Here is a 14461-nt window from a genome sequence, read left to right as displayed (position 1 = left end):
AGCCCGGTTCGAGGTGCTGAGCGCAGCACGTCCTCTCACCTCGTCATCCATCATGCACAACAGCAATCGTCATTGATCAGCCACATCGGCAAGCAGGGAGATTTACGATGCGAGACCATTTCTGCCACGTTGAAGCCGGCCAGGCCATCACGCTGGTTCTGGGCGGCACCGGCAAGACCGGAAGCCGGGTGGTGACCCGGCTGCGCGAACTCGGCCGGCCCGTACGCGTCGGGTCCCGGTCGGTCGACCCTCCGTTCGACTGGGCCGATCGGTCCACCTGGGGTCCCGCGCTCACCGATGCCGCCGCGGTGTACGTCACCTATTACCCCGACCTGGCGACGCCGGGAGCACCTGAGGCGGTCGGCGCGTTCGCCGACCTGGCCGTGCGGTCGGGGGCCCGGCGCCTTGTGATGCTGTCGGGGCGCGGCGAACCCGAGGCGGAGGCCGCCGAGAAACTGCTGCAGGCATCGGGCGCCGACTGGACGATCCTGCGGGCTGCCTGGTTCTCCCAGAACTTCAGTGAGAACTACCTCCTTGAGCCGGTGCAGGCCGGCGAGGTGGTGCTGCCGGCCGGTGACGTGCCCGAACCGTTCGTCGACGCCGACGACATCGCAGACGTCGCCGCTGCCACGCTCACCCGCGACGGCCACTCGGGACAGATCTATGACCTGACCGGCCCCCGCCTGCTCACGATGGCCGACGCGGTCGCCGAGATCGGTGCCGCGGCCGGGCGGACGATCTCCTTCGTCCCGGTTCTGGCCGGTGACTACGCCGCCGCGCTGGCCGCCGATGGCGTGCCGGGCGAGGTCGTCGAGCTGATGCTCTACCTGTTCACCACCGTGCTGGACGGCCGCAACTCGCGCCTGGGCGACGGCGTGCAGCAGGTCCTTGGCCGCCCTGCCCGTGACTTCTCCGACTATGCCCGCGATACCGCCACCACCGGCATCTGGGCACAGAAGGGAGCAGTATGAAACACCTCCAGGCCGCCACCCTGCTGGCCGCAGTCATCTCCACCGGCCTCATGGCCGGGCTGTTCGCCGGCTTCGCCTACGCCGTCATGCCCGGCCTCAAGCGATCCTCCGACCGCACCTTCGTCGAAACCGTGCAGGGCATCAACGAGGCGATCCTCAACCCGGTCTTCATGCTGCCGTTCATGGGCTCCATCCCGCTCCTCGCGCTGGCGGTGTTCCTGGCCCGGCGTGGACAGGGCCGGCCCGCGCTGCCCTGGCTGATCGCCGCCCTCGTCCTCTACCTGATCGCATTCATGGTCACCAGCGGCGTCAACGTCCCTCTCAACGACCAGCTCGCCAAGGCCGGCGACGTCGACCACATCAAGCACTTGGGCACCGCCCGCGATCACTTCGAGAGCACGTGGGTCACCTGGAACATCACCCGGGCCCTGCTGCACACCGCCGCGTTCGCCTGCCTGGCCTGGGCTCTTGTCGTGTACGGCGCGCACCGTCCGAACGAGGGCAAGAGCGCGAACTCGGCTGCGGGGCCGACTTTCCAGAACAGCGACCCGATGCCCACCGCGTACCAGCACGGAGGCCGGACCCCGTACAACAGCCACCCCGATCAGCAACCTGACCACATCCCCACCCCCGCTTCGATCCCGTGACGATCACGCAGATCACCGAACTCGTGGCGCGGCTGCGGGCATTGGCGGGCAAGTGGCCGGAGGTGTCCGACCCGTCGCTCCAGGACGCCTCACTCGTCTTCGCGCGGCGATCCTCGTACCGTCCGGCACGCGGCCGGCAGATCTATGGAGAGATCAAGTGACTTCAGACATGCGGGAGTTGCCGACCGGATTCGGCCGCTTGTGGACGGCGCAGACGATCTCCTCGCTCGGCGACGGGGTGTCGCATGCCGCGCTGCCGCTGCTCGCGCTGTCGCTGACGCGGGATCCGATGGCGCTCGCCGTCGTCACAGCCGCCGGCACGCTGCCCTGGCTGCTTTTCGGCGTGCTCGGTGGTGCGCTGGTGGACCGCTGGGACCGGCGGCGCACGATGTGGATCGCGGACGCGGCGCGTGCGGTGCTGCTCGCGATACCGGCGGGGGCGGCCGTGCTCGACCTGCTGAGCATCCCCTTGCTCGCGGCTGTGGCCTTCCTCCTCGGCCTCGGCGGACTCTTCTTCGACACGGCCGCCACGGCCTACCTGCCGGATCTGCTGGGCCGCGCCCCCGCACTCCTCGAGCGCGCCAACTCCCGTCTGCGCGGCGCCCAGACCGCCATGTCCGGCTTCGTCGGGCCACCCGCGGGCAGCGCACTGCTGGCGCTCGGCCGGGCGGTTCCGCTGCTCGCCGACGCGATGTCGTTCGCGCTCTCCGCCGTGCTCGTACGGTCGCTGCCCGCCGCACCCCGTCCCGTACCGCAGGCCGGCGAATCGCTGCTGCGGCAGGCGCGGGCCGGCGCCTCGTATGTCTTCCGGGATCGCCTGCTGCTCGGGCTCGCACTGCGCCCGGCGGTCGGGAACGTCGCCTTCCTCGCGGTGGAGACGGTCCTCGCCCTCTTCGCGAAGGAGCGCCTCGGCATCGACACGTACGGCTTCGGCCTGCTCCTCACGGCGGAGGCGACCGGTGGTCTGCTCGGTGCGGGCATCGCCTCCTTCCTCGGCCGGCGCCTTGGCACCGGCACCGCGCTGACCTGCACGGCCGCGGTCGAAGGACTCGCCGTTCTGGGCCTTGCCACCGCCTCGGACCCGTACGTCGCCGGCCTCGCGCTCGCCGTCTGCGGAGCGGGCATGGGCGCGACGATGGTGCTCGCCCCGTCCCTGCGGCAAGCGGTCGTCCCGGCCCACCTGATGGGGCGCGTCGCCTCCACCTCCCGGATGCTCGCCATGTGCGCCGCCCCCTTCGGCGCGTTGATCGGCGGCTGGCTGGCCACCACGTACGACGTACGCACCCCGCTGTATTCGGCCGCCGGCCTCCTCCTCGCGATGACCGCCATCACGGCATCCATGACCAGCAACCGCCGCGTCGAGGAGGCGCTGCGCACGGCTGCCTCGACGGGCGATCCGAAGGATCCCGCCCACAAGAGTGCACCCGACTTGTTGTGACCTCTGCCGAAGGCTGGATCAGGCACAGGCCTTGGTTCCGATGATTCGCCCAGAATGCTTGTCCCTCGGCGCTGTCTCTTGGATCAAAGAACTGCAGGCCAGCCCCACGCCAGGGGCCCGGCCAGACCGTGAACCGCATCAAAACCCGAACGGAACATCTCCGCAGAAAGCAGGATCAAGGTCAAAGAAGAATCAAACTCAGGACGGGTACCTGGTAGCTCTCGTCCTGCCGCAGCTGCCCGGCCGGGGTCACGGTCGGCACTTTCCCGCTTTCACGTGATATCGGCACGGGCACACGGTGCTTCTGTGGCAATTGAGTTGATCCGAGCAGGCGTTGACCATAGGGAGCGGCCCCTGCAGATGCGGGCGCGTTCGCGGCGCTGTGCTTCCAGCACGGCCGGGTGGCGACGGTGGTCCTTGCGCCGACGCAGATAGTCCTGCATCTGTTGGGTGGGTCGCTGTTGCCGATCACGAACCTGCGCAGCTGTCGCCGACTGCGCGACAATTGGCAGCAGCACCGGGCCGACGTCACCTTTGACTGTGCGAGCGGGCCTCAACACCGCCGCTTCGAAGGCCCCTTGCTCTACTACGTCATACGCGCGGCCCGTCCCGGCTTCGACCCGAAGCGCCGCAAGGACCGCTCCCGCTACCTGCTCGCGATCAGCGGCGCCGATGGCTACCACGCCGTCCTCTCCTGGGGAGGGATCGCCCCCGACTTCGCCTGTTCCCCTGTCCTACGGGCAACCCGCCTCGACGGCGCTGTCCTCGACGCAGCCGGCTTGTACCTGGAGCCCGGCCCGTTGTGCGGCCGCGCTCGTGGACGCCCGTGAACCGGTCCCGCCTGCACTTGCGCGCGACACACGTTTACGCGCCGGCCGTCCGGGACGGACTGCAGATGGGGGCGGCGTGCACGAGGAATTCCTATGCGAGGCAACCGGATACGGCGTATGCGGCGCCGGCTGGTCGGCGTTCCGCTGGGTACCGATCGGGCACCGAGCCTGCCGCCCGCGCTGTGGTGGCTGCGCGAACGCGCGGCCTGGATCGCCGAGCGCTTCGACCTCACCCCGGACACGCTGGGCGCAGATCAGAGCAGCGGCCGGCCGTAGCGGTGACAGCACACGGGCGCCAACCAGGCGGGACCGGGACCTCGCGGTGGTCTTTGGCTCAGCCGAAACCTCAGTCGGGGCGGGGCGGGCGCTGGCGCTGCCCAGATGGGGATTCAGTGTGGTCCCCGCCCGCGGCCCCTCGCGAAGTAGATCCCGGCCGACGTCCTTGACCTGCGTGTCGGTCCGTTGCTCGTCCAGCTCGACACGCTGGCCAACCCGGTGGTGAGGACTGCAACCAGGGAGGATTCCTGTTCCCGGCAGGGGAAGGGTCTCCTTGCGATGTTTCCGCAAGCTCCACGGTCCAGATGCCGATGTGTGACGGTCCGTCGAGCCGATCGACGGACCGTCGCGTAGGCGAGCTTACGCGGAGGTCTCCTTCCACGTGCTCGAGCACTTGTCCCACATGATTCCGCCGGTGGCAGAGCCCTTCCAGTCGCCGATGCATGCCTTCAGGCCGATGTGCGTTCCTTCACCGAGGCTGAGATCCACGTCGCGTGTGGTGCCCTGCCCATCCCGGTTCCAGTAGTAGTAGTTGCACGACGGGGAGTCACACCCGATGGAGATGAGGCCGATGGTGGAGTGACCGTCCTTCTCCAGGTCGGTGACCAGCAGGTGCTCCCCGTACGCCTTGAACGTGGCCTTGCCGCCGTTCGTCGCCTTCGGGGTTTCGTTCCAGTCCGCTCCTGCATAGGCCGTGATATCGGCGGCGGAGGCGGGTCCGGAAACGAAGAGAGTGAGGAAGACGGCGCTGAGGGCGGCCAGAGCCAGTCGGATCGTGCGGTTCATGATTGCCAAACTGTCGTATCGGGCAGAACTGGCAGTCATATTGGGCAAAGAATTCAAGAAAAGCAATCGAATCCTTGGGTCGAGTTGCCTGAATCACAGGCACCTGAAATTGGGGCGGCTCCGATGCCATTTCGTCCGTTTTGGTTCAGACGCCCCCATGGCCCACAAATTAATACCCGCAAAGTGGTTGCCTGGAGGAAGGTCAAGCCCTGAGCGTCGTTGGTTCGTGCGTTCAGACGAAAGCGTCGAAACCTTGTTGACCTGCATTGATGATCGCACCCAAGCCGCTCGGTGCAGGTTGATTGAGGTGCCCCCCTTTTCGCGCGACGAGTGCTCCAGTGAAAGTTCGATGCGCATTCGTAACCAGTAGTGATAGTGATAAATGTCGGACTTGAGCCGATGTCGTGGTGGTCTAATAGTTCGCAGTCCGGCCATGATTCGGATTCATCAGTAAGTCAGTTCTGCTCGGTGTGCGATGCGCCTTCGCCAAGCAGGTGCGGGGGCCGCGCGCCGCCTTCTATTGCTGAGCCGCGCGCAGCGCTGACGCATTTTGCGATTCCCCTGCATGCGTTGTGCTTTCACGCGCCCGCGAGTGAAATAGAGGGTTCCTTGAGGAAAAGAAGAATGCGTGCGCCTGTAGCGGCTTTGGCTGCTGGTTCGGTGCTCGCAGGCGTGGCCCAGTCCTCGGCCTGGGCCGAGGACACGGTCGGCAAAACACCGTCCGTGCAGTCGGTGCCGGCCACAACCGAGAAGGACGCCGTGCCGTCCGACAAGCGTGCGGCGGTGCTCGGCGAGGACTACAAGAAGTCCGGTGACGTCGCCTGGACCACGAGCAGTGACATCAACGGTTTCCATCTGCTGACCGCGCGTGAGAGCGATGGCTATCAGTGGCGGACTACCGCATCCCTGTCCGAGCCGGGCTTCGATACGGACGCCTGGATCGGCAACGCCTGCGTCACCGCGTCAGGCAAGCGCGCCGTCGTCGTGTACGCGCCGCGCACCTTCACCAACAAAGCGGACCTGATGGCACGCGGTGCGTTCACCGCCGTCGTCGATCTGACCACCGGTGAGGTCACGAAGCTGAAGCTCCAGGCTTCGCTCTCGTACTACAACCCCGGCTGCGGTGTCGGGGAGAGCGCGGTGCTGACGCAGTCCGGTGGTGAGGACAAGAGCGCCACACGGCTGTTCACGCTGGACGCTACGACCGCCAGGCTGTCCAAGGGCATTGAGACCAAGGGGCAGGTGACGTCCTCGGTCGTGACCGAGGACGGCTCGATCGTCGGCGCGAATGGTGCGCGCATCGTCAAGATCGATACCCAGGGCAACAAGACTCCGCTGCTCGACACTGATGCGGTGCCCTACCGCCTCGTACCGGATGCTGACGGTGGACTGGCCTTCCTCGATCGCGAACGCACCGTGGCCACCGGCAAGGCTAAGACCGCAGAGCATGCGAATGGCGGGACCCGGGTCAAGCACCTCACGGCAGGGCAGATCGCCAAGCCCAACGCCAAGATCACCAAGGCGGCGGTCCTCGCGGAAGGTCCGCTGACCGAGACTGCCCTCGTCCGTAGTGCAGGCAAGGTCTACGTGACGGGCAAGGCGACGAAGACCAAGGACCGGAAGCTGCCCTCTGCGGTACGTCTCCTCGAGGGAGTGCCCAAGGGCACCCAGGTCTCCACCCGCGGTGAGGCGCTGGTGACCGGCACCGAGTGGACTGATGGGCAAGGTGCGTTGATCCGCGCGGCCGACCCGGATGCGCCGCGTCCGGTGAACGTGAAACTGACGGCGGTGGACAGTGGTGAGAAGGCTGTTTTCACCGTCGAGCCGGGCAAGCGGACCAGTCCCGCGATCGGTGAGGGCAAGCAGCGCACGCCGGCACTCGCCGCACCCAAGGGCGACGTTTCTGGTGCCACCGCGAAGAGCGGTGTGAGCACCATGGCGGTCGGGGACCGCAACGAGATCGTGGAGAACGAGCGGGTGTGCTCGGTGCCGCGCAACGACCCGCGAAATCAGGCGATGCAGCCCAAGCCGCGCCAGGTGGAGTGGGCGGTCAACCAGGCCATCCGCGGGAACCTGAACGCGCATGTGAACCGGCCGGCGAACTGGAAGAGCCTGGGCATGCCGGCCTACCAGCCGCAGAGCCTGTTCCCCGCCCCCGCTTTGGAGGGCGGCGGCAGCGTGCCGGCGCAGGTGATGCTGGGCGTCACCGCGCAGGAGTCGAACATGTGGCAGGCATCCCGTGTCGCGGTCCCGGGCGTGACCGGCAACCCGCTGATCGGTAACTACTACGGCATCGACTACTACGACGGCGATACCTCCAACGAGTGGGACATCGACTGGGCCGAGGCCGACTGCGGTTACGGCATCACCCAGGTCACCGACCACATGCGGATGGCCGGCCGTGAAGACGGCCACGGCGGCGCGGCCTGGCCGTACGACAAGCAGCGTGCGGTCGCCCTCGACTACACCGCTAATGTCGCGGCGGGTCTGCAGATCCTGGTCTCCAAGTGGAACGAGACCAAGAAGGCCGGCCTGCAGATCAACAACGGCAACCCCGCCAAGCTGGAGAACTGGACGTTCGCTCTGTGGGCCTACAACTCCGGCTTCTACGCCAACAAGGGTGACGGCAGCGCCTGGGGTGTCGGTTGGGCCAACAACCCTGCCAACCCCGAGTGGGACGCGGGCCGTTCCCCCTTCATGGAGGACTCCGCGGGCAACGAGGAAGCCGCCGACGCAGCCCACCCGCAGGACTGGCCCTACCAGGAGAAGGTGCTCGGCTTCGCCGCGCACCCGCCGTCCTTCCTCGAGGCCCCGGGCAAACTCGTCCCCGCGTTCCGTGCTGCATGGTGGAACGGCACGGAAGGCGGCGCGTCCGTCGATGGATCCGCCGTGCAAAACCGTGCCAAGGCCAAGCCGCCGGAGGACAGCTTCTGTACCGCCGCCAACAGTTGTGACCCTGCTCGGATCAGCGACAGCGCCAGCAACAGCGCAGGAACCGGCCCGTGCCGACTGTCCGACTTCAAGTGCTGGTGGCATCTGCCGGTGACGTGGAAGGACGATTGCGACTACTCGTGCGGTAACGACTTCACCCGTTTTCCCGCCGACTGGGCCGAGGAAGCGGACGGCACCGCCTACCCGCCCAACTGCTCCCCGAACAGCGGTCTCCCGGGCAACGCCATGATCATCGATGATGTGCCCGCAGGTACCCCCCTGACGCGATGCGGCAACGAATCCTGGACCAACGAAGGCTCCTTCCGCTTCGACTTCGGGCCGGGCGAAACCGCATGTGACCTGTGCTACGTTCGCTGGCCCGCGAAGGTCGACCTGCACCAGCTCGGCGCAGGAGCCGGAGGGCACTTCTACTTCGGCCACACGCGCAAGAACGACTCCCAGGGAAACCGGCTGAAGTTCACCGGCACCTGGACGCTGAACAAGGCAGTCAACGGGCCGGCCAAGGTCTATGTGCACCTGCCCGACCACGGTGCCCATACAACCCAGGCGCGCTACGAGATCGACACCGCGAAGGGCAAGCGCTACCGCACGATCAAGCAGAAGGGCGACAGCAACCGTTGGGTCAGTCTCGGAGCGTTCCTCTTCGACGGTGCTCCCAAGGTCAGTCTGAGCACCATCACCCCCGACGGCACCGGTGATCAGGACATCGCCTTCGACGCCGTCGCAGTGGCCCCCATCTCGGGCACCTACGTCGAGGACACCGTCGAAGCGGTCGCCTTCTTCGACGAGGACCAGAACATCGACGCGGCGGCCAGCGCCCAGGCGATCGACACCCCGTTCAAGAGCCGCCAGGCGCTCTACGACTGGGGCATGAAGACCTCCGGCGCCGTGATGGCCGAACCCACCTGTGAAGGGGCCCCCAAGCAGGACTGCGTCATGCCCGAGATCAAGGCAGCCATGACCAAGTGGCACAACGCCGTCAAGGAAGCCGGCACCGACCCGGCCGACCATCCGGACGGCAAGGGCATCACCAACTGGATGCACTACTCCAACCCCTACACCGACCGGCCGACCAGCGACAGCAAGCCCTCGCGATTCGACACCGACGACAGCGCCTACAAGATCCGCAACAAGGCGACCGTCTCGTATGTGAAGACCAGCGACGGCAAAATCGTCGAGGGAAGCGAATTCGCCGAGTACGACAGCCGCACCGCGGACACGCATCTGCCCGACTTCGTGATGGAGGCGTTCGCCGCCATCCAGAAGGACTACGGCCTGTCCGCACCTGATCTCAACTACAAAGCTGCCGACCTCAACGAGCACAACGGCGCGGTGACCACCACGGATACGAACTCCACGGGCATCCTGCCCGGCCGTGAATACGCGTCGATGGGCAAGAAGCCCGTCATCGTCGACGCCCAGGGCAACCCGGTCTCCGACGGCAGCGGCACCTGTGTTTCAGCCCTGCACGCGTCCGGGGGCTCCATCGGCTACCGGCCGATGCTCGGAGTGAGCAGCGCCACCGACGCCGCCTTCGACTGGAAGTACAAGGCCCACAACGACGTCCGGTTCAACCTGAAGGTCGCCGACGTGATCGGTGAGATCTACAACGCCTTCTTCAAGCCGGGCAAGACGGGATCCCTGTACAACACGGCACCGCCCATCTGGCAGGAACTCAATTTCCAGTCCTGCACGGACGGCACCATCCGCAAGAACAGCAACCGTCCGCTCCTACGCTCCAGCTTCATGCCCAGCCAGTACCTCTACCACAACGACAAGGCGATGGATCTGGACGGAAATCTCTCCGGCAACGCGCTGCCGGTGGTGAGCGGCAACTTCAACAAGTTCAGCGAAGCTGCGACGACCGACGTCTCCGAGATGCCCTACGGCGACTGCAACTCCGGTTCCGGACAGGGAGGCAACCCCTGGGGACTCGACCAACTGGATGCCCCGGAAGCGAACCCGTCCGGCCACTTCTGCGTGGATTCAGGACTCAAGCCCGACCCTGAATTCAGCGACTGAGGAAGGAACATGGCACTACTGCTCCCCTTGTGGGCACTCATCTCCCTGACCTGGGGTGCGCTCCCATGGCTGTGTCCCTCGCGTAGGGTCCTGGGACTGACCTGGGCCCTGATCCACCTTGCCCTCTCCGTATCCGCCATACTCGGCGGCCTCGTGGCGGGCCTGTCGGATGACGGTCTGCCGACCTGGATCATCGTTCCGGGCGTTCTCTCCGCTATTGCGCGGATCATGATCGAAGCGACAGGGCGGCACGAGAAGAAGTAGTGGACCCGAGGCCGGGTTGCGTAATCTCCGATACGCAACCCGGCCTTCGGCATGCTCTTTTGTTCAGCGATCCATGACGAGTCCGTCACGCACTAACGATCGCAAACCGGGACATTCTCGGCCGCCTCGTGTCGTGTGTGGTTTTATCCAAGGTGATACGCAAAAGGTTGAGGCGATCCTATGCGTGCATAAGTAAATAAGGAGATGTTAAGTTTTCGGTGACGCCCGCCTGGAACACCTTCGGAACGTCTGGAGGGCAGGCGTCGGGGGCGGCGGCCAAGAGGAATCTCATGTCACAACTTCGCCCGCTGGGCCAGGTGCTCGCCGTAAGCATCACCGTCATGGCCGCAGTTTCCTGTACGTCCGGAAGTCAGCCGGATTCCGTCACCAAAGTCTCGCCGAAGCCAGTGGCGAACCTTGTCGGGAAGAAACTCGATGCGGCCGTGGAAACAGCTATTTCCAGCGACCTTGCCTTCTCGCTCCGCGACAGTACCGACTCCCGTCGGAACATCGACACGACGCAACTGAACAGGTATCGAGTCTGCTTCACGCAGCATTCCAAGGCGATAGCTGGAATCGATCTTTACGCTGTGCCTGCAGGGGAGAAGTGCCCTGAAACCATCGGGCAGCGAGCCAACCCGGCGTCCGTCCCTGATGTGGTCGGCAAAAGCGCCACGGACGCGCTCGACAGCCTCTCCTTCCTTGGCTTCGTCAGGGACAGTCTGACGGTCGAGGACATCAAGCGAGGAGAGCTCGATCACTCCCGCGTCTCCAATCTCACCGTCTGTGCGCAACAGCCCAAGGCGGGGTCCGAGTTCAACCCCGACGAGCCGGCCGGCATCACTGTCTCCGAGACCTGTTGATCACAGCGTGAGTCTGCGCGAATCGGGGCGGGGTGCTTCGACCACACCGGCACCTTCGGCGCGCCAATGCGCGCTCAGCTGTGGTCAAGGAGGCCGAACCCTTCCAGGAGAGCTCCGATCTGGGTGCTCTCCAGTCGGTGCGCCATCCGGGGTCTGACGAACTCGACTCCTGGCAGGCGCAGTGCATCGCCGTCGCGCAGATGGCTGGCTTCGACGGCGTCGAGCAGTGCATCCAGTGTCTTCTTCTCTGCCGGCTTTGGGGCGTCGGCTTGCTCGAGTTCGCCCTTGCGGTTGGTGAGGAAGACCTCTCCGTTCGGACCGACCTCTATGCCGCGCCGGACGCCGGCGATACCGCCGCTGACGGTGAGGCTCGCACCGTCAGCGGCGACAGTCCCGAGGGATTCACCACACCCGGTCACCAGGAGCGCAAGCAGGAGCCTCACCGGTGTAGTCGTGTTTCCCTTCCAGGGAGCAGAAGACCACCAGCAGGATCAGCAGGCACAGACCCACGACCACGATCGGTGGCGGGTCTCTGCAGTGCGGGACGTCGACGCTGTCAGCTCCCGCTGGACGGTTCCTCCACGGTGGCCGGCGGGGGGCCGTTGCGGAGTTCTTCGCGCCATACCGAGCGGTCGTAGTCCGCAGGGTCGGTGGTGTGCAGGAAGTCCAGCACCATCTTGGCGAACCGGTCGGGCTCATGGTGGTGGGGGAAATGGCCGGCCGCCTCGAAGATCTCCAGCTGGCTGTCGGTCAGCGCCTCGTGCGCTGCTGCCGCGTGCGACACGGGGATGATGCGGTCCCGCCCGCCCCAGATGATCAGTGTGGGCAGATGCCGCGCCAGGTAGCCCCGGTCGAGCATGGTGATGTGCTGGCCGCGCAGACCCACCGCCGCCCGGATCGTGCGCAGGAAGGCGCGCCGGGCAGAGGCATCGGCGAAGCGCCGGTAGCGGTCCATGACATAGGGCAGATCCGGGCCGAGGCCCCCGCCGCCGGCCAGCCGGACGACCGGCTCGGCGATCGCGGCCACCGCCTGGGCCGGGGGCGAGGTGAGCAGATACATTGCGGCGAACGCTCCTGGCCCCGCTGCCAGCCGGAACATCGGATGCACTTCCGGCCCCATGCCCGCACTGCTGACCAGCACCAGCCGCTCGCACCGCTCGGGGAACTGGTAGGCGAACTGCATCGCCACCCCGCCGCCCAGTGAGTGCCCGATAACGCTGACCCGGTCCACTCCGAGCACTGTCAGCAGATCCCGCATCCCGCAGGCGTACGCGGCAATGGCGTAATCGGCCCGCGGCCGAGCGGACTCGCCGTGCCCGAGCAGATCGGGGGCGATGACGGTGTAGTGCTCGGCCAGCGCGGGCATCACCTGCGACCAGGTCTCGGAGCTGTCCGCGATTCCGTGCAGGAGCAGCAGCGGCGGTCCGTCGCCCTCTATCCGGTAGGCCCGCCGGTAGCCGTGCACCTCTCGGTACTGGACCACAGCGCCGATCCTGGGCTGTGGACGTTTCCGGGCCGCTAACCCGCGATGTGCACAGCGTGACTGCTCCCAGCGGGCGAGCTGGCAACGTTTCGGAATCCTCAGACGCCCCCTCCCACACCGCCTAGACGTCGTCGGCGATGCGGTGCAGCAGGGCGGCCAGCGCGGACGCGCGCTGGCCGCAGCTCCGCGCGACGACGCCGGTTCAAAGGCGGGCTTTCGATGAACGTCGTGCGCTGTCGACCGGGGGCGTTCGTCAGACGGTCGAAGCGGTCAGGTGCGTGTGGTGCGCAGTCCCGCGTACGAGCCGGGGGAGATCGAGTCCGCGGCGCCGGCTGCTCCGCCGACCGTCACAATGTTTCCAGCCTGGTCCGTGGCCGCGCCGTAGAGGTAGCCGGCGCCCGCAGGGGATTCTGTGCGGGTGAAGGCGCCGCGTTGGTTTCGGGTGAGGATGTAGTTCCCGTCCTCGTTGACTGCGGTGTCCTGTGTCTCGCCTACGATCACCGGGCGGCCGGAGCCGTCGAAGGAGATGTCGTAGAGCTGGCCGGTTTCGAGTGGGGCTGGGATCTCTCGCCACGAGCGGCCGTCGAAGTGCACTATCGCCGGCCGCCGCCACAGGGTCTCGTCCGGGCGGAACCCCACGGCCCAGATGTCGTTCGCGGACCGTACGTTGAGCCCGTCGAGGATCATGTCGCTGTGGGGGAGGGGCTGTTTGACCCACGTACGGCCGTCGAAGTGGGACACGCCGTCGCCGGTGGCGGTCAGCGTTCCGTCCGGCGCAGCCTCCAGGCCGGCGACCCAGTTCAGGCCGGTGTTCGCCGGAAGTGTGGTCCAGGCGCCCGCCGTGTCCCTGTGGAACAGGACGCTGGCCGCGCCCTGCGCGTCCTTGTACCCGCCGAACGCCCAGAGGCGGCCGTCGGCGGTGGACTCCACCGCGTCCAGCCAACTGTCCGTGGCCGTGTCGGGGACGGGGGGTGCCGTCTTCTGCCAGACGCCGCCCTTCCAGCGCAGGAGCATGGCACGAAGGGACTGCCCGTCGGCCGTGACATCGACCGCGGTGCCCGCTGCCCACACCTGCCCGCTCCCGCTGACGGAGACGTCCAGGAGCGGACCATACTGCTCGGGAAGGGCCGGCTCCTGCCAGGCCTTGCCCGTCCAGCGCAGCGCCACGGGGCGCTCGGGCTCCAGACGGCTGCCGAACCGTTTGCCCACGGCCCAGGTGGAGGCGCCGGCCGACTCGACGTCCACCAGCACACTGCCCTCACCCCCAGGAGGGCTGATGTCACGCCACTGCTGCTCGGCGGCGGCCGGCGTGGCCAGTAAGGAGACGAAGGTGAGTCCGGCGGCCATGGCGAGGGCTGCGTATGACAGGTGGCGACGCATCGAGGTCCTTGTCCGTAAGTGATGACATGGTCACTTCCCTGATGCGGCAGGAGCCCGGTTATGTTTCAGCGGGGCGGGTCAGGCCACTGCGCAGGCGCGAGACCAGTCGAGGGCGCCGACCGCGTTCAGTTCTGAAGCAACAGGACGCTTGTCCCGGACAACCTGATGATCCAGGCCATCACCGTCATCAAGCAGGCCGAACCCCCGATGGTCATCAACAGCGAGATGTGCGGCTGCTCCTAGACCGCGAACGGCGAATGCACCCTTAACACCTCCGCCGACAAGGTCGACTTGTGCGTGACCTGGTCCCTGATGGCCCGCATGGCGCTGCTGCACGCCGAGGCGGGAGCCGATGTGGTCTCGCCGACCGCGATGCTCACCGGATCCGTGCGCGCCGTACGCGATGCCCTCGACGAACGCGGCCACCGCGACGTTGGCGTCTGCTCCAACACCGCTCATGCCTGCGTGGTGGTGGTCCGCGGATATTGCCCTGGCGGTCGTGCTCGTTCTGCTGGACGGGGCGGCTCTCGCTGTGTTCTGTATTGCGGA

At 66.7% G+C, this 14461-nt stretch carries 13 protein-coding genes and 1 pseudogene; 10 read left to right on the top strand and 4 right to left on the bottom strand.

Going from position 1 to position 14461, the window contains the following annotated elements; translation table 11 throughout:
- Nucleotides 1–107 precede the first annotated feature (107 nt).
- From ABT367_RS18980 to ABT367_RS18955, 6 genes are all read left to right on the top strand, one after another.
- Nucleotides 108–971 carry an NAD(P)H-binding protein gene (locus ABT367_RS18980; protein WP_352254236.1) on the top strand — a complete coding sequence of 288 codons (864 nt, stop codon included), beginning with the start codon at nt 108–110 and terminating at the stop codon, nt 969–971.
- Nucleotides 968–1618: a DUF1772 domain-containing protein gene (locus ABT367_RS18975; protein ID WP_352254235.1), complete on the top strand. Its 651-nt coding sequence runs from the start codon at nt 968–970 to the stop codon at nt 1616–1618. The genes ABT367_RS18980 and ABT367_RS18975 overlap by 4 nt, the downstream gene beginning before the upstream one ends.
- Nucleotides 1615–1779 carry a hypothetical protein gene (locus tag ABT367_RS18970; protein ID WP_352254234.1) on the top strand — a complete coding sequence of 55 codons (165 nt, stop codon included), beginning with the start codon at nt 1615–1617 and terminating at the stop codon, nt 1777–1779. The genes ABT367_RS18975 and ABT367_RS18970 overlap by 4 nt, the downstream gene beginning before the upstream one ends.
- The gene (locus tag ABT367_RS18965) at nt 1776–3056 is read left to right on the top strand and encodes an MFS transporter (RefSeq protein ID WP_352254233.1); all 1281 of its coding nucleotides are present in this window, start codon (nt 1776–1778) and stop codon (nt 3054–3056) included. Before ABT367_RS18970 ends, ABT367_RS18965 begins: the two co-directional genes overlap by 4 nt.
- Before the next feature lie 461 nt (nt 3057–3517).
- Nucleotides 3518–3886, top strand: coding sequence for a hypothetical protein (locus tag ABT367_RS18960; RefSeq protein WP_352254232.1), 369 nt, complete (start codon nt 3518–3520; stop codon nt 3884–3886).
- Nucleotides 3887–3979: 93 nt separating this feature from the next.
- A complete protein-coding gene (locus ABT367_RS18955; protein WP_352254271.1) occupies nt 3980–4162 on the top strand; it encodes a hypothetical protein in 183 nt (60 codons plus the stop codon).
- A gap of 360 nt (nt 4163–4522) precedes the next feature.
- Here the strand turns inward: ABT367_RS18955 and ABT367_RS18950 are convergent, their stop codons facing one another.
- A complete protein-coding gene (locus ABT367_RS18950) occupies nt 4523–4948 on the bottom strand; it encodes a hypothetical protein (protein WP_352254231.1) in 426 nt (141 codons plus the stop codon).
- Nucleotides 4949–5572: 624 nt separating this feature from the next.
- Here ABT367_RS18950 and ABT367_RS18945 point away from each other — a divergent pair.
- From ABT367_RS18945 to ABT367_RS18935, 3 genes are all read left to right on the top strand, one after another.
- Nucleotides 5573–9922: a hypothetical protein gene (locus ABT367_RS18945; protein ID WP_352254230.1), complete on the top strand. Its 4350-nt coding sequence runs from the start codon at nt 5573–5575 to the stop codon at nt 9920–9922.
- A 9-nt stretch (nt 9923–9931) separates the two neighbouring features.
- Nucleotides 9932–10186, top strand: coding sequence for a hypothetical protein (locus ABT367_RS18940; RefSeq protein WP_352254229.1), 255 nt, complete (start codon nt 9932–9934; stop codon nt 10184–10186).
- A 218-nt stretch (nt 10187–10404) separates the two neighbouring features.
- Nucleotides 10405–11049: a hypothetical protein gene (locus ABT367_RS18935; RefSeq protein ID WP_352254228.1), complete on the top strand. Its 645-nt coding sequence runs from the start codon at nt 10405–10407 to the stop codon at nt 11047–11049.
- Nucleotides 11050–11123: 74 nt separating this feature from the next.
- Here ABT367_RS18935 and ABT367_RS18930 read toward each other — a convergent pair whose 3' ends face one another.
- The 3 genes from ABT367_RS18930 to ABT367_RS18920 form a co-directional block, all read right to left on the bottom strand.
- Nucleotides 11124–11492: a hypothetical protein gene (locus ABT367_RS18930; protein WP_352254227.1), complete on the bottom strand. Its 369-nt coding sequence runs from the start codon at nt 11490–11492 to the stop codon at nt 11124–11126.
- A gap of 113 nt (nt 11493–11605) precedes the next feature.
- Entirely contained in the window at nt 11606–12532 is a 927-nt protein-coding gene (locus ABT367_RS18925; RefSeq protein ID WP_352254226.1) for an alpha/beta fold hydrolase, read from the bottom strand.
- 270 nt (nt 12533–12802) lie between these two features.
- Nucleotides 12803–13912, bottom strand: coding sequence for a hypothetical protein (locus tag ABT367_RS18920; RefSeq protein WP_352254225.1), 1110 nt, complete (start codon nt 13910–13912; stop codon nt 12803–12805).
- A 255-nt stretch (nt 13913–14167) separates the two neighbouring features.
- On the opposite strand from ABT367_RS18920, the pseudogene ABT367_RS18915 reads away from it, so the two are divergent.
- A pseudogene (locus ABT367_RS18915) lies at nt 14168–14461 on the top strand (hypothetical protein); the annotation flags it as partial.

Origin of the sequence: Streptomyces mesophilus, assembly GCF_040300965.1 — a bacterium.
Taxonomy (GTDB): domain Bacteria; phylum Actinomycetota; class Actinomycetes; order Streptomycetales; family Streptomycetaceae; genus Streptomyces; species Streptomyces mesophilus_A.
Note: the sequence above shows the minus strand (reverse complement) of the source record. Positions and strands in the feature narration are given on the sequence as shown.

Excerpts from the sequence above, each read along its gene's own strand:
- ABT367_RS18980 (WP_352254236.1), top strand. The coding sequence starts at position 108 with ATGCGAGACCATTTCTGCCACGTTGAAGCCGGCCAGGCCATCACGCTG.
- ABT367_RS18975 (WP_352254235.1), top strand. The coding sequence starts at position 968 with ATGAAACACCTCCAGGCCGCCACCCTGCTGGCCGCAGTCATCTCCACC.
- ABT367_RS18955 (WP_352254271.1), top strand. The coding sequence starts at position 3,980 with ATGCGAGGCAACCGGATACGGCGTATGCGGCGCCGGCTGGTCGGCGTT.
- ABT367_RS18950 (WP_352254231.1), bottom strand. The coding sequence starts at position 4,948 with ATGAACCGCACGATCCGACTGGCTCTGGCCGCCCTCAGCGCCGTCTTC.
- ABT367_RS18945 (WP_352254230.1), top strand. The coding sequence starts at position 5,573 with ATGCGTGCGCCTGTAGCGGCTTTGGCTGCTGGTTCGGTGCTCGCAGGC.
- ABT367_RS18940 (WP_352254229.1), top strand. The coding sequence starts at position 9,932 with ATGGCACTACTGCTCCCCTTGTGGGCACTCATCTCCCTGACCTGGGGT.
- ABT367_RS18920 (WP_352254225.1), bottom strand. The coding sequence starts at position 13,912 with ATGCGTCGCCACCTGTCATACGCAGCCCTCGCCATGGCCGCCGGACTC.